Source organism: Mycobacterium sp. (genome assembly GCF_032159765.1).
Lineage (GTDB): Bacteria > Actinomycetota > Actinomycetes > Mycobacteriales > Mycobacteriaceae > Mycobacterium.
Map to the genome: position 1 here is coordinate 24,289 of NZ_JAVHWM010000109.1, position 24,382 is coordinate 48,670.

The window sequence follows — 24,382 nt, forward strand, 5'->3', positions numbered from 1 at the left end:
TCGTGCACCATCGCCCTTCGACTAGTGCGGTCGTGGCAAACACGCCATACGCTGCGGTCATGAGCGATCGGGCGCGTCGCGCCCCGATGCCTGCGACGGTCACGCCAGTTGCCGGCGCCCGTCGGCGTGCGCCTGTCCATCAGGTCGCCGAGCTACAGCGACAGGTCGGAAACCGCGCCGTCGCTGCGTTCCTCGCAGTCCAGCGGGCCGCGAAGGTGGGCGATCCCGACTCCCACGCCATCGGCGTCATCCAGCAACAGCTCAACGCTGCCGGTGCGACTCCGCGGCTGGCCATCACCGGCCACTTCGATACCCAAACCGAGACTGCGACAAAGGCGTTCCAGAAAAAGCTGATCGGAGAGGGCGTCGCGGGGATCACCGAGAATGGCATCGTCGACGGCGAGACGGAGAAGCAGCTCAACACCAGGGCACCGTCGGTCAACGTGAGCGGATCGGACACCGTGGTCGTGGGCGCGGGCAACACCCAGGTGCCGTCGGACCCGACCGCCGGAACGCATGCCGACCTCAAAGCGGGCGCGAGGGGCGTCGCGGTCAAGGAGCTTCAGGAACGGCTCAACAACAGCGGCGCGGCGATCGGCAAGAAGCTCGCTGTCGACGGCGTCTTCGGACCCAAGACCGATGCCGCTCTCAAGGTTTTCCAAACCGGTGCGAAGGTCACGTCGAACGGGATCGCCGACGTCGGCACGTGGACCAAGCTTGAAGCGGCGGGCGCCGCCACCCAAGGCCACGTCGAGTTCGACTGGCTGGAAGAAGTCGAGGGCGTCAAGGGCGTCGGGCTTCGGTCCGCCTTCGACTGGAAGCTGTCGAAGACAGCGCTCACCGTTACCGCCGGGATCACCTTCCACAAGAAGCACAAGAACGTGGACGGGCGGATCAACCAGTGGCTGGCCGACATCAAGGAGATCTGGTCGACGTTCGCGGCGGTCAACGACTCCGACCCAAAGAAGAAGAAAATGGACCTCAACTTCGAGGCCAAACGCGGCGGCAAGGACCACGAAGTAGACGTGTTCCAGTTCGACCCCAAGCTGCCCAAGAAGGATCGCGCCACGAGCCGGTCCGACTCGGGCACCTGGTACACCGTCGACACCCGCCGCTCGATGGCGCCGCACGAGTTCGGCCACCTCATCGGACTGGCCGACGAGTACAACCGCATCGAGGAGCACTACATCAACGTCACCGGCGAGGAACCGGCCGTTGGCGACCCGACCGGAACAGTGCCTCAGGCCACCAAGGTCGCCAGCGATATCAAGGCGAAGCTGCCTCTTGACGACAAGCTGACCGCGCCTATCGACAAAGAGAACGACAAGCGGTGGGGCACAAACCTGGCAGCCGTCATCACCCCGGCACTGGGCTCCAAGCAGGGTGGCTTCTCCCGCCTCACCGCCCAGGAGTACGCGAAGGCGAACGCTGGCGCGTCGATCTACACCGATATCCAGAAGGCGTTCAACGACGTAAGCGTGCCTGGGTTTCAGAACAACCTGTCCGCCTGCGTCACGCCGTTCCTGTATTCGAACCGGAGCCTGATGGGGACGATGGAGACCACACCCGCCAAGGGCAGCGGCGGCAAGGCCGCGCCCGCTCACGAGCATCCGATCGAACCGCGGCACGTTCAGCCGTTTGTCAACCTGCTGGCCAAGGAGTGGGCACTGCAGACCGGCAAGGCCGACAAGTGGATAGCCGAGCGCCGATGACTGTCCGGCTGACTCAGACGACGACCGGGCGGCCTCCGCAGTCGTCCGGCATAGAGATCGGCGACGACGGTCATGCCACCGGCTGGCAGACCGCCGGCCATCGGGTCGGCACGTTCGCCCGCGAGCTGTCTGGGTCCGAACGCGCCGCATTGGAGCGCGCGCTAACCGCCGCCCGGGATGCCGGCGCGCCAGCCGCACCCGCGGGCGGACCGATTCCGCCCAGCAGCGCCACCGATCAACTTGTCGCCGACGACCTGCCGGATCTCGTGCTCAGCTCCGGCGCGCAAGCGCCGCCCGGCTACGCCGAGCTATACCGGCTACTGCTCGAGTTACGCGAGAGTATCGCCGAAAGCCCGCTCGCGGCAATCGAGCTGGATGTTAGTGGTTCGCCGCTGAGCGCGCGGCTGCGGCAGGTCGGGTCCCGACCGTTGACAACGCGGATGGCGACACTGACCGTTCAGGCCACCCTGTTCGATCGGGACAGTGCCATCGTCGATAGCGCCACGCACACCGTCGACGCCTCCGGGGCATCCGGGCTCGTTGGCCCTGGCTGGGAACTCTCACTTGCAGACGACCTCGGCGTGAGACCCCCTCGCAAGGGCGGCTTTCTCACCGTCACCGTTGGCACGCCCGAGGTGGACACGCTTGGTGACGGAGTCTTACGTGGGACCGAATTCAGTTGGATGGCAGAATGATTCAAACAGACTCACTTCCTGGGAAATCGATTTCCTCTCTGCTGGGCACACCGCCAGGCACGCACGGCCCCGCGCGACGACTGTCGGAGTCGATGCTGTGGGACCATCAACGACGGTTCTACGCGGGTGACTCGGCGAACATCTGGGGTACAGCGACCGTCCCGCACGGCATCACGAGCAACCCCCGCATCGCGAATACGTACGCGCGCCTCGCGGTCGCTTTCCTGCGTTCGGCAACACCGACACCGGGCGTCGGCGACGAACACGACATCGCCCACATCGTCGAGTTCGGCGGCGGCGCAGGCCGGTTCGCGTATCTGTTCGTTCGCCAGCTGCGCGAGCTGGCGCCGGGCATGCGGTTCACGTATGTGCTCACCGATTTCTCGGCGGACCGGGTGGCGTCGTGGATGGGGAACCCGTCCTATCGCGCTCTGGTCGAGGAGGGCCTGATCGACTTCGCCGTGCTCGACGCCGACCGGCCCCAGCCGCTGCAGCTCGCGGTGTCGGGTCGCACTCTCGGCCCGGGATCGCTGCACGGGCCGGTGCTGGGAGTTGCCAACTACGTGTTCGACACACTGCGTCACGACGGCTTCGCCGTCCGCGGCGGTGAGCTTCTGGAAAGCCGCGTCCGCCTGCCGGATGACGCCGAGAAAATGGCCGACGGAGAGCCGGTGTTCGACGTGGCATGGGAGACGATGCCGTGCGGACCAGTGCAGGAAGACATCGCCGACGTCCTGGCGTTCTACCGCGAAATGCTGGACGACACTTCGCTTCTCGTGCCGGTGGGCGGCCTGCAGTGCCTGGACTTCCTCGCCTCGCTGACGTCGGGGCCGACGTGCGCGCTGGTCGCGGACAAGGGCCACTGCACACCGGTCGAGCTGTGCTCGCAGCCGAACCCGGCAGTTGTGCCGCACGGCGGTGGGTTCTCGATGATGGTGAACTTCGACTTCCTCGCGCGGTGGGTGCGGATGCGCGGCGGCGCGGCCATCCTGCCGCGTGAGCCGGCGCGCAGCCTGGTGGTTGCCGCGTTCGTCGAGGGCGATCTCGACGACCGGGCGCAGTTCGAATGCCTTGTGCAGGACCAGCTCCTGGACATCGGCCCCGACAACTACTTCACGATCCGCCCGCTGCTGAGCGCCTCAGCCTTGCCCTCGATCGATGCGATGATGGCAAGCCTGCGACTGTCGCGCTTCGACCCGGCACTGTTCGTCGAGTTTCTGCCCGGACTGCTCGAAGCCCTGCCGTCGGTGCTCGATGTGATGCGGGCCGAGGTCAAGCGAGTTCTGATGCGCGTGTGGGACAACTACTTTCCGATCGGTGAGCCGATCGACATGGCGCTCTGTGTGGGTCTCGGCTTCTCCGCGATGGAGCAGTTCGCGGACGCGGTCGATTTCTTGGAGATGTCAGTCAAGGAACACCCAGACAGTGCACCGGCGGCGTTCTCGATGGCAGTGGCGCGCAGAGGATTGCACGATCTGCGGGCGGCGATGGAATGGGTGAGCAAGGCGCTGGAACTCGAGCCTGGATTCTCGGAGGCTCGCGCGCTGCGGCTGGTGCTGACGGACGAACTCGGCGAGACGACGGAGTGAGCAGATGTTTCAGGAGATTCTGACGTTCCTGTCCGGTGACGGCTGGCCCGTGGCGCCGGACACGTTCGATGCCCTGCCGTGCATCCGCACGCGGTTCATCGGCACCGATGACGAATGGGACTGCCGGGCGCGGCCGTATGACCCGTTCGGACAGCTTGCGTTCGAGTCGATCCTTCCGGTGACTGTCGAGCCGCAGCATCGCGACGCTGTCATGCGGCTGATCGTTCGCACGAACTGGCGTCTGCTCACCGGCGCCTTCCAGCTCGACATCGACACCGGCGAGATCGTGTTCCGGACGATGGTCTTCCTCTCCGACGGAGCTGAGCTGTCCGAAGGACTGTGCCGGGGACTGGTCTACAGCAACGTCCTCACCGTCGACCGCTGCCTGGCAGAGTTCAAGAGCGTCGCCGCCGGCGACGACGTGCTGGAGGCGTTCGAACGCCTCGCGCTCTGAGGTTTCGGCGCCGAAACTAGTGCGTGCAGCCCTTCGGGTCGGGTGCGCGGCTGATGCTGACGTGTCCACCCTTCTCGACCCCGACGTAGAGCAGTTGAGCTGCGTCACCCCACGTCGATCGCGTCGCGTCGTCGTCGATTTTCTCGGCGCACCATGTGAGGTCTCCGAAGTCGCGATTGATCGGGAGCTGATTGCGCAAATCTTGCACGGTGTCGTCGTAAGCGGTGGGTACGGACCAGTACTCCGTCGTCCCACCGTATTTGCCCTCTGCGTTGTCGAAGGAGCCGTCAGGCAGCGTCGCGCCGGTCAGCTGAGATTTCGGATGCGGACGCTGCGACGCCGTCGTCTCGGGGGGCGAGGTCGGCTTCGCCGACGTGCTCGTGGGGCCGGGCGAGTTGCTGCACGCCACGATTAAGGCCGCAACCAGCACCAACAGCAACTTCACAGGGTTTGCCTTCTCCACGCTGTAGGTGACCGACCTCTTCCGCAGAATGCGTCGCGGCGGCATGCTTGTCTGAAGGCCAAGACCAAGCGGCCGAGGCCAAACCCATGGGCTTCATGAGTAGCTACCCAGCCGAGCCCGGGAAGACTGAATACGGGACATACCAACACCGAGCACTAAGCCGGCCCGCCCGACGGCCGCGGTGTATCAAATTCCTGTCCGCGGCCGATAAGTGTGCATGCGCGCTTCGTCATCACGCCGCACAGCCGGATTTCTCGCTGCGGTGGTCGTCACGTCGTTGCCGGTGACCGCAGCGGTCGTCATTCCTGACGCGGCCGCGGCGCCATGCCCCGACGTCGAAGTGGTCTTCGGCCGCGGCACCAACCAGCCGCCGGGGCTCGGCGAGGTGGGCGAGGCCTTCGTCGACTCGCTGCGCGCACAGGCCGGCGGGAAGTCGATCGGTGCCTATGCAGTGAACTACCCGGCCAGCAATGACTTCCCGAATTCCGTTCCCGCAGGCGCTCGTGACGCAAGCACACACGTCCAATCCATGGCGGCGAGCTGTCCCAACACTAGGTTGGTCCTGGGTGGGTATTCTCAAGGCGCGACGGTCACGGACGTGATCAGCGGGACAATGCCGCCAGCCGTGGCCAACCACGTCGCCGCGGTCGCGCTCTTCGGAAACCCGAAAAGTGCTTTCGCGGATACGCTTTCGAGCGGGCCGCTGCCGGCCATCAGTCCGCGGTACGTGCCCAAGACCATCGACTTGTGCGTTCCCGACGATCCGCTCTGCTCGGATGGAAAGAATTTCGTTGCGCACATCCTCTATGTACAGACTGGAATGACCAACCAGGCCGCCACCTTCGTCGCCTCTCGCGTCTAATGAAGACACGGATTGGCGCATTGTTACAAAATCGCCATCGCGAGATATAAATCAAACATGCGCATTGTGAGCCGACTCCGACTTGCTGGTTTTGTCGCTGCGGCGGTGGTCCTGTCGTCGCTGACGGCGATTGGCGGTGCTCCCGCCGCAGCGGCTTCCCCCTGCTCTGACGTCGAGGTGATATTCGCCCGCGGCACCAACGAGCCTGCCGGGGTTGGCGGGGTCGGCCAGCCCTTCCTCGATTCACTGCGCGCACAGGTTGACGCCCGGAAGACGGGCGCGGCATACGCAGTGAACTACCCGGCCAGCGACGACTACGCGAACTCCATTGCCGCCGGCGCGCGTGACGCGAGCGCTCACGTTGAGTCGACGGTCGCGAACTGCCCCCAGACCATGATTGTCCTTGGCGGGTATTCGCAAGGCGCCGCCGTGATGGACAAGCTCACCCAGTCGTTGCCGCCCGCGACGGCCGACCACGTCGCCGCGGTCGCGCTGTTTGGAACTCCGAAAAGCGCTCTCGCAGATTCACTCTCGATGGGCCCGCTAACCATCGGCCCGCTCTTCGTACCCAAGACCATCGACTTGTGCGTTCCCGACGACCCCATCTGCTCCGACGGCACGAACATCTTCGCCCATATGCTGTACGCGCCAGCCGGGTTGACCGACCAGGCTGCGACCTTCGTCGCTTCTCGCGTCCAGTAGCCGGCCGAGCTAGGCCTCCTCGATCAGCTCCGGATGCAGCATCGGCACGTCGCGCAGCTGTTCGGGAATTCCGAAGCCGTCGACAAGAGCCTGTGCGTACGGCCGCAGCGTGCGGCAGCGTTCGTTGATACCCCGTGTGACGGCTTTCGCGCGCTCAGTCGACAGGTAAGCGTGTTCGGTGTACCACGCCTTGTGCTGCTCGATCACCGACAGCGCGTACAGGTCGCACACCATGCTCATGACCCGCTGTGCCTCGTCGTCCTCGCAGGACTCGACACCGGCGACGAAGGCCTCCAGGATAATTCGGTCGATGTGCGCGCTGGCCGCGTGCAGCACGTGGTCCTGTACTTCGTTGAACGCGTCGAACGGGTCCATCTCGTCCGATCTCCTCTGCAGGCGGCGGGCGACCGTCGACAGCAGGTAATCCTCACGTTCCTCGAACATCTCGATCTGGGTTCCCCGGTTGAAGAGGCTGCCTTCTTCCTCGTTGTCTTGGCGGGTATCGATGAGCCTCTGCCAAAGCGCTTGCGCAAGAGTTCGTTTCACCACCCGATCACCGGCGGTGTTCACGGCGAACTTCACCCATTCGATCGGGCTCATGCTGTGGATGTCGTCGGCGTATGCGGTCAGCAGCTGCTTTGCGACCAGTTGCATGAGCACGTGGTTGTCGCCCTCGAATGTGGTGAAGACGTCAGTGTCGCCGCGTAGCGCGATCAGCCGGTTCTCGGCCAGATAGCCTGCGCCACCACAGGCTTCTCGGGCTTCCTGGATCGCGCGAGTTGCGTGCCAGGTGCTCGCGGCCTTCAATCCGGCGGCACGGGATTCGAGCTCACGCTGTTCTTCCGGGTCGGGTATCTCCGTGGTCTGGATCTCGTGGAGTGTGCCGAGGAGCTCGTTCTGCGCGAACCGCAGCGCATAGGACGCCGCGATAAGGGGCAGAAGCCGACGCTGATGGACGAGGTAGTCCATCAGCAGGACTTCTTTCCCATCCTCTGGATCCTTGAATTGCGTGCGCTGCAACGCGTATCGCGTCGCGATGTCCAGCGCCACCTGAGCGGCGGCCGCCGCGGCGCCACCGACCGTCACCCGGCCGCGGATCAGCGTGCCGAGCATCGTGAAGAACCGGCGGTCCGGGCTGTCGATCGGCGACGTGTACGTGCCGTCCTCGGAAACGTCGCCGTATTTGTTGAGCAGGTTGTTTCTTGGGACCCGGACGTGATCGAACATGATCCGCCCGTTGTCTACCCCCGGCAGACCACCTTTGTAGTCGCAGTCCGAAGTCGTGATGCCGGGCAGGTCATTGCCTTCGTCGTCGCGGATCGGCACCACGAAGCAGTGCACGCCGCGCCCCTCCGGCTCCTCGTCGGGACCGGCGGTGATCAGCTGCGCGAAAACCGCTGCCATCCTTGCGGTTTCGGCTGCGCCGCCGATGTAGTCCTTCCGTGAGGTCTTGGTGGGGGAGTCGATGACGAACTCGTCGGTGTCCCTGTCGTACGTCGCCGTGGTCTCCAGCGACTGGACGTCGCTGCCGTGGCCCGTCTCCGTCATCGCGAAGCAGCCGAGCAGGTCGAGGTCGATGATCTTCTGCACATATGCCTCGTGATGGCGCTCGGTGCCGAGGTTTTCGATCGCGCCGCCGAACAGTCCCCACTGCACGCCTGCTTTCACCGTCAACGAGAGGTCCGACATCGCCGTCATCTCGATCAACGTCACGGCTGCGCCCACGTCGCCGGTTCCGCCGTGCTCCTTGCGGAAGCCGTTCTCGGCGGCACCCCCGCTCGCGACGATCTTCATCTGCTCCATCGCTCTGGCGCGCGCGATCACCGTGTTCGGCGTGTAGTGCGGGCGGAAGGCCTCGCCCGAGAGTTGCTCCCGGCACCGGTCTTTCACCGCCTGCCAGCGGCCGTCGAGAGTGGTACGCAGATGCGAGGCGAGGTCGGGCGAGATCACGGGGGAGGACTCGGTCAGCGTCATACCCGACGGTAACCCGCCAAGGCGTCAGTTAGGCAAGGCTCTACCAACGAAGGTTTGCCTGAACGGTTGCGGCGTTGGCCACCGGCGTTGAATCTGCGTCATGACATCATCAGCCGCCGGCCTGCCGCACGAGTTCGACCACACCCACAGCGACGTGTCCGGCGGATGGCTGCGGGCGGCGAGTTTCGGCGCGATGGACGGCTTGGTCAGCAACACCGCGCTGATCGCGGGTGTGGCCGCCGCCTCCAACGCCCATGCTGTGCTGCTCAGCGGGATTGCGGGACTGCTGGCTGGCTCATTCTCGATGGCACTCGGTGAGTACACCTCGGTCACCACGGCCAACGAACAAATCGATTCCGAGGTCCGTCTTGAACGGCGGGCGTTCCGGGCACATCCGGAAGCCGAAATGGACGAGCTGGTGGCAATGCTTGTCCAGATGGGAATGTCGGAGACGACGGCAACGGAGGCGGCCAAGGAGATCCACCGGGATGAGACCCAGGCGATCAACTTGCACATGATCTCCGAACTCGGCATCGACCCCCGGGAGAAGCCCTCGCCGCGCATTGCCGCGATCTCGTCGTTCGTCTTGTTCGCGATCGGCGCGGTGATCCCGCTGATCCCCTACCTCGCCGGCTTCGACTCGCTGCCCGCTGGACTGGCGTGCGGTGGTGTCGGCTTGATGATCGCGGGCGGGGTTGCCGCGCGGTTCACCGGCAAGCCGATCTGGTGGGCGTCCGCGCGTCAGCTGGTGTTCGGCGCAGCGGCCATCGCCGCAACGTATCTTGTTGGATCGCTTATTGGTTCAGCTGTCTGACGGGTTAGCCGCCGGTGCTGGATCCCCAATACGAGAAGATCGCCTGGATGCTGCTACCAGTGATGTCGCCGAGCATGAGGTTTCCGTTGTCGGTCCAGATCAGATCCGGTTCGTTCTGGTACGTACCGCACGCGATCATGCCCTTGGACGTCTGAGATGGTGAGTCACTCATACCCGGGCACGGCTGCAACTGATCCTCAGAAGCGAATTGCTGGAATGACTGGTTCAGTGCCGTCTTGTTCGAGAAGAGGGCGAACCGGCCTGCGTCAGGGCCGTTGGGGTTGCTGCCGCAATCGACGGTCGCAGAGGCCCCTTGGACGGGCTGGTCGGCGTCGGAGCAGTTTGACGCGGTGAAGCCGGGCGGCAGCAGGCTGATCAGCTTGGCCGAACCGCCGCCGGTAGGCGGCTTGCTGCTTGAGCTGGACGACGAAGTCGATTCGTCTTCGCTGCTCGAGCTGCTCGAGCTGCTCTTTGTGGAGCTGCTGCTCTTGGACGACGTGGTCGCGACGCCCGTGATGTGCATCTGCGACGCTCCGGCTGCATCGACGGCTGAGCCGTCGTTGCCCAACACGACGCCCACCCCGCCGAGGGCCGTGAGGCCGGCCAGTGCCGTGATACCCAGCGCGATGCGCGGGCTCTTGACAACGCTCATGAGACCTCCCCTTGCTTCGGCCACGGCCCATCCGTGACCGCCGGTTTTTGCCAACCTATTCGTCGTGGCGTAGTAAATCAGCAAAACCGAAATTTTGCGCAACGGGGGCGCGGCCACTACTTATCTGCGGGGAGCCGCCGCAGTGTCGGCCAGTAACCGGTGAAGAACGCGGACACCAGCGGCCAATGTCTGGCGGTCCTGATCGTCCAATGCGGCGATGTGCGGATCGATCACCGCCGCACGATCGGCGCGCACCTGGCGCAACGTCGCGGTACCCGCCGCGGTGATCTCGATCAAAACCGCTCTGGCATCAGCGGGATCGGTGGCACGCGTGACGAGGCCGGCGTCTTCCAGGCGGCGCACCTGCATCGTCATCGTCGGCTGCGAGCAGTGGTCGAGGGCGGCGAGATCGGAGATCCGGGTCGGCCCCTGATCGTCGATGATCGACAACAGCCGGGCCTGCGCCCAGGGCAGTGGCAAACGGGTGCGCTGGGTTGCGAGCCGATTCAATTTGGCCACGACGCTCAGTAGGTCGACGCCTAGTGACTTTTCGACCGACGGCAGTGGAGACATGCCCCCAAACTACATAGTTTCCCTATGCAAATCAACGTGTCGCTCTTCATAGAGTACGGACGGCTGGCAGAATCGAGAAGTGCGTGGGATCGGACGGAAGCTGCCCCGCCGCCGACGTGACGACCCACCACCTCCTCTAACTGGCGGCGGACCCCTTCGACCGGGAGAACTCGCGCAGGCTTCGGTGATGGCGGCTCTGTCAGCTGCCACCGCCATCATCGCGGTCGTCGTCCCGTTTGCCGCCGGTTTGTCGCTGTTGGGCACCGTTCCTTCGGGCCTGCTGGCATACCGCTATCGCTTCCGCGTGCTGGTCGCGGCAACGTTGGCCGGCGGTCTGATCGCCTTTCTCATCGCCGGCATGGGCGGAATGATGACGGTCGGCCAGTGTGCGTACGTGGGTGCGTTGATCGGCCTGGTCAAACGGCGGGGTCGCGGGATGCCGACGATCATCTCTGTGGCGTTGTGCGCTGGCGCCATCATGGGCGCCCTGTCGGTCGGGGCGCTGCTGGTGCTCAGCCGGCTGCGGAACCTGATCTTCGAAGCGATGACGGCAAACGTCAACGGCACGGCCCGCTTTCTCTCCCACATTCCGTACATGGAGCCGGTTGGCAACTGGCTACACGACGGCTTCCCGCGGTGGCTGACGTACTGGCCGTGGGTACTCGGCCTCTCGTCGGTGGTCGCCATCTTGGTCGTCACGGTGTTCGGCTTCTGGGCATTGTCGGGCGTGCTGAGGCGACTGTCGAACATCCCCGATGCCCAGAAGCTCGATACCGCAGGCGATGCGGGCCCGGTCGATCCACTGCCCATCCGGCTGGCTGACGTGACGTTCCGGTATCCGCACTCCGACCGCAACGCGCTCGGACCCGTCACCCTCGAAGTCGCGGCCGGCGAGCACGTCGCTGTCACGGGTCCGAACGGGTCGGGCAAGACGACGCTGATGCTTGTTCTGGCGGGCCAACCCGCCACGACGGGAACGGTCGAGCGGCCCGGCGCCGTCGGCCTCGGCAAAGTCGGCGGCACTGCTGTCGTGATGCAGCATCCCGAAAGCCAGATTCTCGGTACCCGCGTCGCCGACGACGTGGTCTGGGGGCTGCCGCCGAGCCAACGGATCGATGTCAGCCAGCTCCTCGATGAGGTAGGCCTAGGTGGACTGGCCGAGCGCGACACCGGCGGGTTGTCGGGCGGCGAACTGCAGCGGCTCGCGGTGGCAGCCGCGCTGGCCCGCGAGCCGTCGTTGCTGATCGCCGACGAGATCACCAGCATGGTGGACCAGCCCGGCCGCGACGCGCTGCTGGCGCTGTTGTCCGGTCTTCGGGAGCGCCATCAAACCGCCCTGGTCCATATCACCCACTACAACAACGAGGCCGATTCCGCTGACCGCATCGTGAACCTCACCGGCGCCGGGATTACCGACAACACCGAGATGGTCGAGATCGCCTCTGCGCCAACGGCCGTTGTTCCCGACGTTCGATCCGAGGCGGCACTCTTCGAGGTCGATTCGGTGAGCCACGAATACGCCAGTGGAACACCATGGGCAACAACGGCTTTGCGCGATGTGAGTTTCGATGTTCACGAGGGTGACGGGCTGCTGATCCACGGTGGGAACGGCTCGGGCAAGTCGACGCTGGCATGGATCATGGCCGGACTCACGGTTCCGACCGCCGGCAGTTGCCGCTTGGACGGCCGAGCGGTCAGCGACCAGGTGGGCGCGGTCGCAATGTCGTTTCAGGCCGCACGGTTGCAGTTGATGCGAGGGCGTGTCGGGCGCGAAGTCGCGTCGGCGGGTGGGTTCTCGCCGCACGACACGGCGCGGGTCGAAGCCGCGCTTGCGACGGTTGGACTTGACGGGTCGCTTGCGGGCAGGCGAATCGATCAGCTCAGCGGCGGGCAGATGCGCCGGGTGGTGCTGGCCGGGCTACTGGAACGGTCACCCCGCGCGCTGATTCTCGACGAACCACTCGCGGGAGTGGACGCCGTCAGTCAACGCGGATTGCTGGGTCTCCTCGAGGATCTCCGCCGCCGTACCGGCCTCACGGTGATCGTGATCTCGCATGATTTCGCGGGACTGGAAGAGCTGTGCCCGCAGACGCTGCATCTGGCCGACGGCGTGGTACAAGGTGCTCCGGCCAGGACCGGCGGCGCCGCGTGACTGCGCCGACCCAGCGCCGCCCCGTCGTGCTGCTACGCCCTGTTCCCGGGACATCGCCAATCCATGAACTCTGGGCAGGAACGAAACTCATTGTCGTCTTCGGGATTTCAGTTCTGTTGACGTTCTTTCCTGGGTGGCTGCCGATCGGGCTGGTCGCCGCGCTCATCGGGGTGTCCGCGTGGCTGGCGCGGATTCAGCGTGGCGCCCTGCCGTCGATTCCGACCTGGCTGTGGGTGGTGATCGCGATCGGCGGGATCACCGCGGCGGCGGGCGGCGGCCCCCCGGACATCCACATCGGCTCGGTAACGATAGGGCTGGCGGGACTGCTCTTCTTCCTCCGGATCACGGCCCTATCGCTTGTGCTGTTGGGGCTCGGCGCAATGCTGTCGTGGACCACCAACGTCTCTGACGTCGCGCCGGCGGTCGCAACGCTGGGCCGCCCGCTGCGCAGACTGCGGATTCCGGTCGAGGAGTGGGCGGTGGCGCTGGCATTGGCGCTTCGTGCGTTCCCGATGCTGATCGACGAATACCGCATTCTGTACGCCGCCCGCAGGCTGCGGCCGCGGCCGACGCTGCGCACGCGTAGGGAACGCAGGCGCTGGTGGCGCGCGGAGATCATCGACTTGATCACGGCCGCAATCACGGTGGCGTTGCGGCGCGCTGATGAGATGGGAGATGCGATCGCCGCACGCGGTGGTACGGGCCAGATTTCGGCGGCGCCTTCGCGGCCGAAGTGGCAAGACGCGTTGGCGTTGTTGATCGTGTTCGCGGTGTCGGCGGCGGCAGTGGTGGCCGAACAATGGCTCGGCGGCACGCGACTCTAGGGCTCTGGTCGCGCCGAAACTGTATTCCACGCGGGAAAGTTCGAGTGGAGTCCACGCTGGCGTCAGTCTCGGTGAAATCAGGCCGTCCAGCCTCGTGAGGTCAACGCATCATGCACGCGACGGATGATCTCGTCGTCGCGATCTTCTTTGATGACTCTGATGATGATCCAGCCGAGTTCGGCCAACTTGCGCAAGACCCTCATGTCTTTGACGTATTGAGGACGGTCTGTGCGGTGCTGGTCGCCGTCGTATTCCGCCGCGACCATGAGGTCACGCCAGCCCATGTCGAGGCTCCGCACGGGCCGCCCGTTGTTGTCGACTACGCGAATTTGGGTGGCTGGCTTGGGAAATCCGGCGTCGATGAGCAGCAAGCGCAACCAGGACTCCTTGGGCGAGGCGGCGCCGCCGTCGACAAGCGGTATCAATTCACGCAGTTGGCGCAGGCCGCGCGCTCCCGGGTTGCGCTTGGCGATCAGCGTCACGTCTTCGATCGAGAAGGGTCTCGCGTGCATCAACGCGTCGAGCCGCTCGAGTGCTTGTCCGCGTGCCAGGTGTCGGCCGAGATCGAAGGCGGTTCGTGCCGGCGTGGTCACCGGCACTCCACCAAGCGTGCAGATTTCGTCGTCGGCAAGTGTCTCGTTTCTCGCGATGATGCCGCGTGGCGGGCGAGTGCAATTCAGTCTCAGTTCGATCGTCGCGTCATCGTCGACCCATTCCGCACCATGAATCGCCGATGCCGCGGCTCCGGCGATGATCGCTTTGCGTTTCGACCACAACCATGCCCCGACTGTGCGGTCACGAATTGTCGCGACCTGCTGCTTTGGCACGTACACATCGCGGAAGATCGGCCGGTACCAGCGCCGCAACACGTGCTCCGTCAGATCGCCAGCGGCGAGTGCCTCGCTTCCCACAAAGACTTCCCCCACGCCGAGGTTGACGTCCACGCAGTCCGTTGGGTTCCATCGCTCGCCGAGGCTGTATCCACCGCGAGGAATGTCGAGTAGGGACCGCGTGGAATACAGTTTCGGCGCTCGGCGGCGGCGATAGCTCTAGCGGGCCGCGGCGGCGTTGGCCGCCGACTGGCCCTCCCTCAGCGCCTCCGCGGGAGCGAGGCGGCCAAGGAACATCTCATCGAAATACGGTTTGAGAGCATCGAATCCGGCGGCGAACCCGGCGCCGCCCGGTGCGGCAATCCGAGGCCCGCGCAGCACATCGAAGAACGGCGCGACGTCGACGCCTTTCGCCGACCAGTAGTCGAAGTACCTGCGCTGCGCGGCTTTGACGGCGGGGACGGCGGCTCCGCTGGCGCCCAGATAGCCGTTTCCTTCAGGGCTTCCCATCCACTCCAGCACCTCCCGCACCGCGTCCGGATGTCGCGATGCTGAATTGCCAGCGGCCGCAATGCCGTTCGTGACGCTGACCCTGCCTACCGGACCTGTCGGCAACAGCGCAACGCCCCATCGGAACGGTGCGTTGTTCGCGACCTGAGCCAGGTTGTAAGTGCCGGACTGGAACAGCGCCATCCGTCCTTGCAAGAACATGTTGCGCGAGAAGTCGCTGTTGTCGTTGGTGTCGGATGCCGGAGGTGCCACTTTGTCGACGTTGATGAGCCGCACCAGGTAGCGGAACGCCTCGACGGCCCCGGCGTTGTCGAAGGCGAAGCGGTCGCCGACAGCGAACACCCCGCCGGCGGAGCCGATGTAGTTCAGGTAGATCCCTTGAAGATCGTTGGCGGCGTTGTACGCCCACGCGCGTGTCGGGTCCCGCGTCAAGCGTTTGAGCAATGGCCGCAGCGTGTCCGCGGAGTCGTCCGGGCTCCACCGCAGGGTGTTCAGACTCGCCGGGTCGACGCCAGCGCGGGCGAGCAGATCGGTGTTGTAGTACACCGCGATCCCCGCGTCGGTGAGTTGCGGCACTGCCCACAGGCTGCCGTTGCGGGTGAACTGGTCGATGACCGACGACTCCCACCCCGCTGCCCGCGATCCCAGCGCGGCCGTGATGTCGATCAGCCGGCCGTTGTCGGCGTACGGCGCAAGGTAGGCGTTGCTGATCCAGAAGATGTCGTCGGCGCCACCGCCGGCGACGTCGGTGCGCAAGGTGTTGAAGTAGCTGGAATACGGGACGACGTTGACGCGCACGTCGATGCCGGGGTGGCGACGGGTGAACTCGGCGAAGGAGTTTCGGTACGCCTCGGCGGCCTGCTGGTCCCAGAGTCGCACGGTGACGACGGTGCGCCCGGCGGGTCCGGTGTCGCGGCCCAGGACGACGGCAAGCCCGATCAGCAATGCGGCCACCGAGACCAGCGCAACGAGCGCCATCGTCGAGAACCTGACGCGCCTCACTTCAGCCCCGTCACGGCGATCGAGCGCACGACATGGCGCTGCACGGCGATGAAGACGACGATCAGGGGCGCCACCGCGATCGTCGTCGCCGCCATCACCAGCGTCCATTGCGCGTTGTACTGGGACTGCAGTCCCGCGGTGGCGACCGTCAGCACGCGCCACTTGGGTCCGCTGGTGATGACGAGGGGCCACATGAAGTTGTTCCATTGGGAGACAACGGTGATCAGGGCCAGCGTCACGAGGATCGGCCTGCTCGTCGGCACCACCACGTGCACCAGCACGTCAAGAGTGTTCGCACCGTCGATCCGCGCGGCTTTCATCAGATCGTCGGGAATTGTGCGGAAGTGCTCGCGCAACAGGAAGATCGCGTACGGCGACCCGAAAACAAACGGCAGCACCAACGCCCAGAAGGTGTTGCGCAGGCCCGCCTGCGCCATCATCAGATACAGCGGCACGATGGTCACGGTCGGCGGCACCATCAGCGTCGCGATGTACACCCAGAACAGGACGTCGCGCCCGCGGAAGGAAAGCTGCGCGAACGCATACGCGGCCAGCACCGAAAACGTCAGCTGCCCAAGCACAATGACCGCAGTCACCAGCGCCGTGACCGCGATGGCGCGGCCGAAGCCCGCGTCTCCGAGGCCTGTGTAGTTGGCTGTCGTCGGCGGGCTCGGCAGCCGAAGGGGCTGCTGCGTGGCGAATTGGCGCTCAGAGGTGAACGACGTCATGAGACTGAACACGAAGGGCGCCAAGGTGATCACCGCACCCAACGCCAGCAATAGGTAGACGGCGCCGTTCGAGACGACGCGGCTAGGCGAGGTCATAGCTGATCCGTCGTCGGAAGTAGAGGTGCTGCACGACGGTGGCGACCACCAGAATGGCGAACAGGATCAACGCCATCACCGCGGCCCGTCCCACGGCGCCGGCGCCGAACGCCTCCGTGTAGATGCGATGCGCCACGAGGTCGGTCCGGTTGCGCGGGCCGCCGCCCGTCAGCGCGTAGACGGTGTCGAAGACCTGTGCCGCACTGATGATTCCGGTGACAAGAACGAAGAACATCGTCGGCCGAATCATGGGCAGCGTGATCCGCCAGAACCGTTGGGCGGCAGTGGCACCGTCCATTCGGGCAGCATCGTGAATCCGCTTGGGAATTGCGAGGATACCCGCCAAGAAAAATAACGTGACGTAGCCGACGTTCGTCCACACGGTGACTGCTGACACCACGGGCAGGGCCAGGCCCGGGTCGGTCAACCACTCGACCCTACGGCCCAGCAGCGTGTTGACGGCCCCGTCGGTGGGGGCCAGCAGCCAGCGCCAGAGCACGGCGATGGCCAGCGGCGCGCATATCCACGGCAGCACATACACCGTGCGAAAAAACGTGCTCCCTGGCAGCTGCCTGGCAAGCATCGATGCGGCGGCCAGACCCAGTACAGTCTGCAACGGCACCACGAGCGCGACGAACAGCGCGGTCACCACTAGCGAGTTGCCGAACGTGCCGTCGTCGAGCACCGAGCGCCAATTGTCCAGTCCGACATAGTGGATGGGACCGAGCAGATCCCAGCGGTGCAGGCTCAGCCAGCCCACCACGAACATCGGGAGAAGCAGGAACACCGTCACGGCGAAGAGGCTCGGTGCCAGCAGAGTGAACGCCAGCGCCGGGGAGCCGACCCGCTGCCTGGCCATGCACGTATTAAAGCCTCCCGCGGCACCCGTTACGGTGGAACGCGTGACTTCGCGTGGGGGGATCGACGACGACTTTCTGGCCCTGCCGCGCGATCAACTTGCCGATGCGGCCCTCGGCGCGGCCACTGAAGCCGGCGCGAGCCACGCCGATCTCCGAATCCACCGGGTCGTGACAGAGCGAATCACGCTTCGGGACTCACAGCTCGAAACCTCGGAAGTGGTTCGGCAGGTCGGCTTGGCTGTGCGGGTCATCGTCGACGGGACGTGGGGTTTCGCGTCGCACGCTGAGCTGACCCCCGAGGTCGCCGCGGACACCGCGCGCCGTGCCGTGCAGGTCGCGCGGACGCTGCGCGTACTGAACGCCGAAACCGTGCGATTGGCCGACGAGCCCGTCTACCGCGATGCGCAATGGGTGTCGTCCTATCGGATCGACCCGTTCGAGGTGTCGGCCGCCGACAAGATCGCCGTGCTGCAAGAGTATTCGGATCGGCTGATGTCGTCGGACGGCGTCGATCACGCGTCGGCGTCGTTTCAGGGCGTCAAGGAGCAGACGTTCTACGCGGACGTTTATGGGACATCGACCACGCAGCAGCGGGTGCGGGTACATCCGCTGCTGGACGCGGTCGCCGTCGACACCGCGGCCGGGAGTTTCGACTCGATGCGCACCCTCGCGCCGCCGACCGCGCGGGGATGGGAAGCCGTTGCCGACGACGAGGTCTGGAACTGGTCTGCCGAACTGGCTGAAATCCCGTCGCTACTCAGCGACAAGGTCAAGGCGCCGACCGTGGCGCCCGGTCTGACGGACCTGGTGATCGATCCGACCAACCTGTGGCTCACCATCCATGAGTCGATCGGCCACGCGACTGAGTACGACCGTGCAATCGGATATGAATCAGCTTACGCGGGAACATCTTTCGCAACACCGGACCTGCTCGGCACGCTCCGTTACGGCTCGCCCGTGATGGACGTGACCGCCGACCGCACCGTGAATTTCGGGCTGGCCACCGTGGGCTACGACGATGACGGCGTGGCCGCCCAGAGTTGGGATCTGGTACGCGAGGGAGTGTTCGTCGGGTATCAACTCGATCGGGTCTTCGCGCCTCGGTTGGGCGAGAAGCGCTCCAACGGCTGTTCGTATGCCGACTCGCCGCACCACGTTCCGATCCAGCGGATGGCCAACGTGTCGCTGCAGCCGGGGCCGGAAGACCTGTCAACGGAGGACCTGATCGCCCGAGTGGAGAACGGACTGTACATCGTCGGCGACCGGTCATGGTCAATCGACATGCAGCGGTACAACTTTCAGTTCACCGGGCAACGGTTCTTCGCGATCCGCAACGGCGAGCTGGCAGGCCAGGTCCGCGACGTCGCCTATCAGGCGACCACCACAGACTTCTGGGGATCGATGGAGGCGGTCGGCGGCGAGTCGACGTGGCGGCTCGGCGGCGCGTTCAATTGCGGCAAGGCGCAGCCCGGGCAGGTGGCGGCGGTCAGCCACGGCTGCCCGTCGGCACTGTTTCGCGGGGTGCGGGTGCTGAACACAGTGACGGAGGCGGGCCATTGATACCGCCGCAGAAGGTAGTTGACGACGCACTGGCGGCGGCGACGGTCGACGAGACGATGGTGATCGTCGAAGATCGCGCCGAGGCGTCGCTGCGGTGGGCGAACAGCTCGATGACCACCAACGGCGTGTCGACGAGCCGCTCGATATCGGTGATCTCGATCGTGCGCCGCGGCGACAAGGCACACGTCGGCTCCGTGTCCACCAGTGAGGTCGACCCGGCCGTGATCGCCGACGTCGTTGCGGCGAGCGAGGATGCGGCACGCGACGCACCAGAGGCGCGTGACAGTGCACCGTTGATCGCTGAGTCCGGTTCGCCGGGTGACTGGGACGATGCCGTCATCGCGACCGGTGCGGAGGTGTTCGGTGCGCTGGCGTCGTCGCTGTCGTCCGGATTCCATCGGCCGGAAACACTTTTCGGATTCGCTCGCCATGAAGTGGCGACGACGTTTCTGGCAAGCTCGACCGGACTACGCAAGCGATTCACGCAGCCGACGGGTTTGGTGGAGATAAACGCGAAACGCGATGGTGCAAGCGCGTGGGCCGGGGTGAGCACGCCTGACTTCATCGACGTGCCGACGGACCGGATGCTGGCCGAGCTGTCCACGCGGCTGGGTTGGTCGCAGCGAACGGTGTCGCTGCCGGCGGGGCGATATCCGACGATCATGTCGCCGTCGACTGTCGCCGACATGATGATCTTCATGGCGTGGATGATGGACGGCCGCGCTGCGCAAGAGGGACGCACGCCCTTTTCTGCGGCCGGTGGGGGCACGCGTGTGGGGGAGCGGCTGACGCAGTTGCCGGTGACGATGTATTCGGACGCGTCAGACGAGCGGTTGCGGTGCCGGCCGTTCGTCGCCGCCAAAAGCTCCACACCAACCGAATCGGTGTTCGACAACGGAATGGATGTCGGTCGCGTCGACTGGATTTGCGATGGCGTGATCAACGCACTGGCGTACCCGCGGGCGACTGCGGCCGAGTTCGACGCGCCCGTGGCGCTCGCGGCGGACAACTATCTGATGACGGGCGGCGAGACGAGCCTGGAGGACATCATCGAGGGCACGGAGCGCGCGTTGTTGTTGACGACGTTGTGGTACATCCGCCTCGTCGACCCGACATTGTTATTGCTGACCGGGCTGACTCGCGATGGCGTGTACCTGGTCGAGAATGGCAAGGTGGCGGCGGCGGTGAACAACTTCAGGTTCAACGAGAGTCCGCTCGATTTGCTTTCCCGGGCAATCGCGGTGGGCGCCACAGAGGTGACGCTGCCGCGTGAGTGGTCCGATTACGCGACGCGCGCGGCGATGCCAACGTTGGTGATTCCGGACTTCTTCATGTCGAGTGTGAGCCCGGCGCAGTAACGTCGCCATGTGATCTCTGAACTGGAGCCCTTGGTCGCGCTATCGCCGGACGGCACGGGTGCGCGGGTCAACGCGTTGGTGCGACGGACGTGTGCGCGAGTGTTGTCGCTGCCACCGCTACCGGTGGAGAGCGAGGGTGACACTTCAGAGAACGACGAAGCGGTCGTCGACTTCGCGGAGCAATTCAGCATGGACGTCACAGGGGTCTCCCGCGAACAGCGAAAGGGACTGGTCTCGGCGCTCGGGGACGGGGCCCTCGCCGCGGTAGTGTTGACGTACATCGCCGATTTCGCTCCGCGCGTGGTGGCGGGATTGCTTGCACTGCAACTGGATTCGGTGCTATCCGATGAGCCGGTGTGGGATCACACCACTGATCCGGCCGATGCGTTGTTCAACCGCTTTCTGCCGGCGGTGGCCAGGAGGACGGCGCTGGACCCGCTGACCGCGGAGGTGGTGAGGTTGCGGGGCGCGGGTCAGCACCAGTGCCGGTTGTGCAACACCCAGCGCGAGATAGGTGCGCTGGAGGCCGGCGGGTCAGAAGACATGTACGGCGACATCGCGTCGTATGAGGAGTCGAGCCGGTTGAGCGACGCGCACAAGGCCGCGCTGCGCTACGTCGACGCTTTGGTCTGGTCGCCGGCCGATATCGCCCCTGCGGTTTCTGCCGGTGTGCGGGAACACTTCTCGGCGGACGCGGCAGCCGAGATCACGTTCGACGTGATGCGCAATGCGGCCAACAAGATCGCGGTGTCGATGAAGGCTGACGCGCCACGGGTCCAGGAGGGCGTCGAGCGCTTCCGCATCATGGCCGACGGGTCGCTCTCCTACGAGTGATCTACGGCTTTGTGAGCGCGACGTAGGCGTAATGCTCGTCGAAGCGATCTTCCGGGACCAGCGTCATCAACTGAGGTGTGAGGCCGCATTCGCTGGCCTTGACCCAGAAGTCCTCGATCGCGAAAGTGCTTCGCACAGAGAGATTTCGATGATAGTTCCGCTTGACGCGCGGCGGCTGCCAGCCAGGCTTCTGGTATTTGAACTGAACGAACGCCATGCCGCCGGGTACCAGGAGTCGTTCGGCGATGCGGAGCAGCCGGAACACCTCCTCAGGGGCCGCCATCACCTCGAAGACATAGAGGCAGATGAAGGTGTCGAAGGAGCTGTCTCGACCCTCGACTGCTTTCTCGGGCTGCGCGACGTCGACCAGAAGCGTCTCGACCGGGGTGTCGCACACCGCGGCGACCTGGCGGCGGCATTCGGTCAGGTTCTCCTCGGACAGGTCGGTGCCGACGAAGCGCGTGGCTGACGGCGATCGCGCCGCCGCCGCGTCCCCATTCGATGACAGCGCCGGGGGAGGCGGGCCGGTCAAGCGCCTTGGCAAATCGGCTGAACATCGCAAGCTGGTCGCGGCCCAGCTCGAGGAAGGCCTCGTCGCCGACGCCCTCGCGCCGATGGGAGTTGTTGGCCCAGCTGGGGCTGGAGGTGTCCGACCAGTATTGTCCCGCCTCGTCTACCTGCTTCGATAAGGACGGAGCGGGGCCGATGCGATCGGTGAGGCTCAGCACGCGCGCCAGCCCACGGCGCATTACGGGTTCCCGAGAACTGGGGTAGAGCAAATCATCTGCAAAGGATAGCCACGCACATCACGTCGCACTCGCGTCTGACAACAATCTGTGAGGATCCTGCGCGTTAGGAACCCGCCTTCAGCGGGCATGCACAGATATGGCGCCGGGAATCGCCGTTGACCGACCTCCCACTGAGGCGCAACCGGGTGCGGTGCGCAAAGCTATCGTCGGAGCGGTCCTCGGCAACACCGTGGAGTGGTACGACTTCGCGATTTACGCGTTCCTGGCCACCTTTATCGCAGAAAAGTTCTTTCCCTCCGGCGATGACAACGCTGCCTTGCTCAACACGTTCGCGGTCTTCGCCGCGGCCTTCTTCATGCGTCCGCTCGGCGGATTGTTCTTCGGGCCGCTGGGCGACAGGATCGGCCGTCAGCGTGTGTTGGCGATCGTCATTCTGCTGATGTCGGTGTCGACCGTAGGCATCGGCCTGGTGCCGAGCTACGAGACGATCGGGGTTGCGGCCCCCTTGCTGCTGTTGTTTCTGCGGTGTCTGCAGGGTTTCTCGGCAGGCGGGGAATATGGCGGCGGCGCATGCTTTTTGGCTGAGTACGGCTCGACGCGTCACCGCGGATTCGTGGTTGCGTTCCTGGTCTGGTCGGTGGTGCTTGGCTTCTTGCTGGGCTCGGTGACCGTCACGGCACTCGACGCGGCGCTGTCGGATAGCGCGATGAACGCATACGGATGGCGTATCCCCTTCCTGATCGCTGGCGTGCTGGGCGGCGTTGGGCTCTACATCCGGCTGCGGTTGAAGGACACGCCTGAATTTGAATCTCTCAGGGAGAGAGGCGAAGTCGCTGAGTCGCCACTCAGGGAATCCTTTCGCACGGCGTGGCGGCCCATCCTGCAGATCGCCGGGCTGGTCGTCGTCCACAACGTCGGGTTCTATGTGGTGTACACGTTCCTGCCGACGTATTTCACGAAGACGCTCGGGTTCACGAAGGCCGACGCGTTCATCTCGATCACGGTGGCCAGCGTGGTCGGGCTGGTGCTGATCCTGCCGATGGGTGCGCTGTCGGACCGGGTCGGCCGTAAGCCGTTATTGATCGCTGGCGCAGTGGGTTTCGCGGTCTTTTCCTACCCGCTCTTCATGCTGCTGAACTCGGGCTCTCTCACGGCGGCCATCGCAGCACACGCCGGGCTTGCGGGCATCGAGTCGGTCTTCGTGTCGGCATCGCTGGCCGCGGGGGCCGAGCTGTTTGCGACGCGGGTGCGGTCGAGTGGCTACTCGATCGGCTACAACGTCTCGGTGGCGTTGTTCGGCGGGACGGCGCCGTATGTGGCCACATGGCTGACCGACCGGACGGGTAATCCGCTCGCGCCGGCGTACTACGTGATCCTGGCGGCGGTGGTAACGCTGGCGACGGTGCTCACGATGCGGGAGACGGCCGCTCGCCCGCTGCGGTCGGTCGATGCTCAGCAAACGCCCACGTAGACGCCGATTGGGAGGTCACTTTTCGCGCACACGACAATGACGGCGAGCAGTGATAACGTTCGACGATCTTGACGGCTGGCGAGATGAGGCCGGATATGGGCGATCGGGCGTTGGGCGGATGCTGACGTGAGTCGTGTGCGGACGAAACGTGGACCCCTAGCAACCGCTGCGGAATTGCTCTGCTGGCTGCTGCCGCCGTCGAAGCTGAAAAATCGGCTGCTGCGGATGTGGGGTCACGACGTGGCCGAGACGGCTCGGGTGCTTCCGTCGATCGTCGTCGGTGTCGGACATTTCCATCTCGGCGAGCACGTCCGCACTGGCCTGCTGAACGTGTTCCACGGCTTGGGCACGGCCTGGTTCGACGATTGCGCCATCGTGGAGTCGTGGAATTGGATTTCGGCGCATCCGATTTACCAGGAACTCGACCCTGACGCCGGCACTCTGTTCCTCGGCGTCCGCGCCAAGATCGGCAGCCGCAACTATCTCGATTGCTCGGGCACGATCGTCGTGCGGACGTTCGGAACGGTAGGCGGACAGCGGTGCATCTTGTACACACACGAGCCCGATTTCGAGGAGGATCGTCAGGTCGCCGGCCGGATTTGCGTGGGTGCTCATTCCTTCATTGGCAGCGGCGCCGTGCTGTTGAAGGGTGCGACGCTGCCGGATCGTTCACAGCTGGCAGCGAATTCAACGCTGACGCACACGTCTGCCTCGGACGGAAGGCCCGGCCTCTACGCAGGCGCCCCTGCGGTCTGGAAGCGCGACGCGAAAGGCAAGTGGTTCGACCGCACCGCGTACATGATCAACGACCACGTGATCGAAAGCCCGATGGGCGTCGGTGAGGACGATCGTGGCGACCCGGACAAGCCACAGGTCACGGGTGTGATCTAGCGCTTGTGCGACCATGGTTGCCGCGCA

23 protein-coding genes are annotated in these 24,382 nt (G+C 65.1%); 14 read left to right on the forward strand and 9 right to left on the reverse strand.

The features are described 5' to 3' along the window. Positions 1 to 59: 59 nt before the first annotated feature. From QOH60_RS12605 to QOH60_RS12620, 4 genes are read left to right on the forward strand one after another with little or no spacing between them, the layout of a single operon-like run. The gene (locus QOH60_RS12605) at positions 60 to 1,712 is read left to right on the forward strand and encodes a peptidoglycan-binding domain-containing protein (RefSeq protein ID WP_526420716.1); all 1,653 of its coding nucleotides are present in this window, start codon (positions 60 to 62) and stop codon (positions 1,710 to 1,712) included. Then, complete coding sequence (locus QOH60_RS12610; RefSeq protein WP_526420718.1) at positions 1,709 to 2,407, forward strand: hypothetical protein; 699 nt, start codon at positions 1,709 to 1,711, stop codon at positions 2,405 to 2,407. Before QOH60_RS12605 ends, QOH60_RS12610 begins: the two co-directional genes overlap by 4 nt. Next, positions 2,404 to 3,996: a tetratricopeptide repeat protein gene (locus QOH60_RS12615; RefSeq protein ID WP_526420720.1), complete on the forward strand. Its 1,593-nt coding sequence runs from the start codon at positions 2,404 to 2,406 to the stop codon at positions 3,994 to 3,996. Before QOH60_RS12610 ends, QOH60_RS12615 begins: the two co-directional genes overlap by 4 nt. 4 nt (positions 3,997 to 4,000) lie before the next feature. After that, positions 4,001 to 4,450: a YbjN domain-containing protein gene (locus tag QOH60_RS12620; RefSeq protein WP_526420722.1), complete on the forward strand. Its 450-nt coding sequence runs from the start codon at positions 4,001 to 4,003 to the stop codon at positions 4,448 to 4,450. Positions 4,451 to 4,466: 16 nt separating this feature from the next. Here the strand turns inward: QOH60_RS12620 and QOH60_RS12625 are convergent, their stop codons facing one another. Further along, a complete protein-coding gene (locus QOH60_RS12625; RefSeq protein WP_526420724.1) occupies positions 4,467 to 4,895 on the reverse strand; it encodes a hypothetical protein in 429 nt (142 codons plus the stop codon). 235 nt (positions 4,896 to 5,130) lie between these two features. Between QOH60_RS12625 and QOH60_RS12630 the strand changes: the two genes are divergently transcribed. Together QOH60_RS12630 and QOH60_RS12635 are read left to right on the forward strand one after the other, a co-directional pair. Beyond that, on the forward strand, positions 5,131 to 5,775 hold the full coding sequence (locus QOH60_RS12630) for a cutinase family protein (RefSeq protein ID WP_526420726.1): 645 nt from the start codon (positions 5,131 to 5,133) through the stop codon (positions 5,773 to 5,775). Between the two features lie 57 nt (positions 5,776 to 5,832). After that, positions 5,833 to 6,477, forward strand: coding sequence for a cutinase family protein (locus QOH60_RS12635; RefSeq protein WP_526420728.1), 645 nt, complete (start codon positions 5,833 to 5,835; stop codon positions 6,475 to 6,477). A gap of 9 nt (positions 6,478 to 6,486) precedes the next feature. On the opposite strand, the gene QOH60_RS12640 is transcribed toward QOH60_RS12635, so the two are convergent. Then, positions 6,487 to 8,451, reverse strand: coding sequence for an acyl-CoA dehydrogenase family protein (locus QOH60_RS12640; RefSeq protein ID WP_526420730.1), 1,965 nt, complete (start codon positions 8,449 to 8,451; stop codon positions 6,487 to 6,489). Between the two features lie 100 nt (positions 8,452 to 8,551). Here QOH60_RS12640 and QOH60_RS12645 point away from each other — a divergent pair, with 100 nt between their 5' ends. Continuing rightward, the gene (locus QOH60_RS12645; RefSeq protein ID WP_526420732.1) at positions 8,552 to 9,265 is read left to right on the forward strand and encodes a VIT1/CCC1 transporter family protein; all 714 of its coding nucleotides are present in this window, start codon (positions 8,552 to 8,554) and stop codon (positions 9,263 to 9,265) included. A gap of 4 nt (positions 9,266 to 9,269) precedes the next feature. Here the strand turns inward: QOH60_RS12645 and QOH60_RS12650 are convergent, their stop codons facing one another. Next, complete coding sequence (locus QOH60_RS12650) at positions 9,270 to 9,917, reverse strand: hypothetical protein (RefSeq protein WP_526420734.1); 648 nt, start codon at positions 9,915 to 9,917, stop codon at positions 9,270 to 9,272. A 120-nt stretch (positions 9,918 to 10,037) separates the two neighbouring features. Then, a complete protein-coding gene (locus tag QOH60_RS12655) occupies positions 10,038 to 10,490 on the reverse strand; it encodes a MarR family winged helix-turn-helix transcriptional regulator (RefSeq protein WP_526420736.1) in 453 nt (150 codons plus the stop codon). 187 nt (positions 10,491 to 10,677) lie between these two features. Here QOH60_RS12655 and QOH60_RS12660 point away from each other — a divergent pair, with 187 nt between their 5' ends. Both QOH60_RS12660 and QOH60_RS12665 read left to right on the forward strand, forming a co-directional pair. After that, positions 10,678 to 12,642: an ATP-binding cassette domain-containing protein gene (locus tag QOH60_RS12660; protein WP_526420738.1), complete on the forward strand. Its 1,965-nt coding sequence runs from the start codon at positions 10,678 to 10,680 to the stop codon at positions 12,640 to 12,642. After that, the gene (locus tag QOH60_RS12665) at positions 12,639 to 13,466 is read left to right on the forward strand and encodes a CbiQ family ECF transporter T component (RefSeq protein WP_526420740.1); all 828 of its coding nucleotides are present in this window, start codon (positions 12,639 to 12,641) and stop codon (positions 13,464 to 13,466) included. The genes QOH60_RS12660 and QOH60_RS12665 overlap by 4 nt, the downstream gene beginning before the upstream one ends. Before the next feature lie 77 nt (positions 13,467 to 13,543). Here QOH60_RS12665 and QOH60_RS12670 read toward each other — a convergent pair whose 3' ends face one another. The 4 genes from QOH60_RS12670 to QOH60_RS12685 form a co-directional block, all read right to left on the reverse strand. Beyond that, a complete protein-coding gene (locus QOH60_RS12670; RefSeq protein ID WP_526420775.1) occupies positions 13,544 to 14,392 on the reverse strand; it encodes a type IV toxin-antitoxin system AbiEi family antitoxin in 849 nt (282 codons plus the stop codon). A 123-nt stretch (positions 14,393 to 14,515) separates the two neighbouring features. Beyond that, complete coding sequence (locus QOH60_RS12675; protein ID WP_526420742.1) at positions 14,516 to 15,808, reverse strand: ABC transporter substrate-binding protein; 1,293 nt, start codon at positions 15,806 to 15,808, stop codon at positions 14,516 to 14,518. Further along, positions 15,805 to 16,632: a carbohydrate ABC transporter permease gene (locus tag QOH60_RS12680; protein WP_526420744.1), complete on the reverse strand. Its 828-nt coding sequence runs from the start codon at positions 16,630 to 16,632 to the stop codon at positions 15,805 to 15,807. The genes QOH60_RS12675 and QOH60_RS12680 overlap by 4 nt, the downstream gene beginning before the upstream one ends. Continuing rightward, positions 16,619 to 17,491, reverse strand: coding sequence for a carbohydrate ABC transporter permease (locus tag QOH60_RS12685; protein WP_526420746.1), 873 nt, complete (start codon positions 17,489 to 17,491; stop codon positions 16,619 to 16,621). The genes QOH60_RS12680 and QOH60_RS12685 overlap by 14 nt, the downstream gene beginning before the upstream one ends. A gap of 43 nt (positions 17,492 to 17,534) precedes the next feature. Here QOH60_RS12685 and QOH60_RS12690 point away from each other — a divergent pair, with 43 nt between their 5' ends. Genes QOH60_RS12690 through QOH60_RS12700 form a run of 3 tightly spaced genes read left to right on the forward strand, consistent with a single transcriptional unit; the run spans position 17,535 to position 21,244 of the window. Continuing rightward, complete coding sequence (locus tag QOH60_RS12690; protein ID WP_526420748.1) at positions 17,535 to 19,052, forward strand: metallopeptidase TldD-related protein; 1,518 nt, start codon at positions 17,535 to 17,537, stop codon at positions 19,050 to 19,052. Beyond that, the gene (locus tag QOH60_RS12695; RefSeq protein WP_526420750.1) at positions 19,049 to 20,410 is read left to right on the forward strand and encodes a metallopeptidase TldD-related protein; all 1,362 of its coding nucleotides are present in this window, start codon (positions 19,049 to 19,051) and stop codon (positions 20,408 to 20,410) included. The genes QOH60_RS12690 and QOH60_RS12695 overlap by 4 nt, the downstream gene beginning before the upstream one ends. Positions 20,411 to 20,419: 9 nt before the next feature. Next, entirely contained in the window at positions 20,420 to 21,244 is an 825-nt protein-coding gene (locus QOH60_RS12700) for a carboxymuconolactone decarboxylase family protein (RefSeq protein ID WP_526420752.1), read from the forward strand. A 1-nt stretch (position 21,245) separates the two neighbouring features. Here the strand turns inward: QOH60_RS12700 and QOH60_RS12705 are convergent, their stop codons facing one another. Further along, entirely contained in the window at positions 21,246 to 21,776 is a 531-nt protein-coding gene (locus QOH60_RS12705) for a class I SAM-dependent methyltransferase (protein WP_526420754.1), read from the reverse strand. Between the two features lie 353 nt (positions 21,777 to 22,129). Between QOH60_RS12705 and QOH60_RS12710 the strand changes: the two genes are divergently transcribed. After that, positions 22,130 to 23,464: an MFS transporter gene (locus QOH60_RS12710; protein WP_526420756.1), complete on the forward strand. Its 1,335-nt coding sequence runs from the start codon at positions 22,130 to 22,132 to the stop codon at positions 23,462 to 23,464. Positions 23,465 to 23,599: 135 nt separating this feature from the next. Further along, positions 23,600 to 24,355 carry an acyltransferase gene (locus QOH60_RS12715; RefSeq protein WP_526420758.1) on the forward strand — a complete coding sequence of 252 codons (756 nt, stop codon included), beginning with the start codon at positions 23,600 to 23,602 and terminating at the stop codon, positions 24,353 to 24,355. The last annotated feature ends 27 nt before the right edge of the window (positions 24,356 to 24,382 follow it).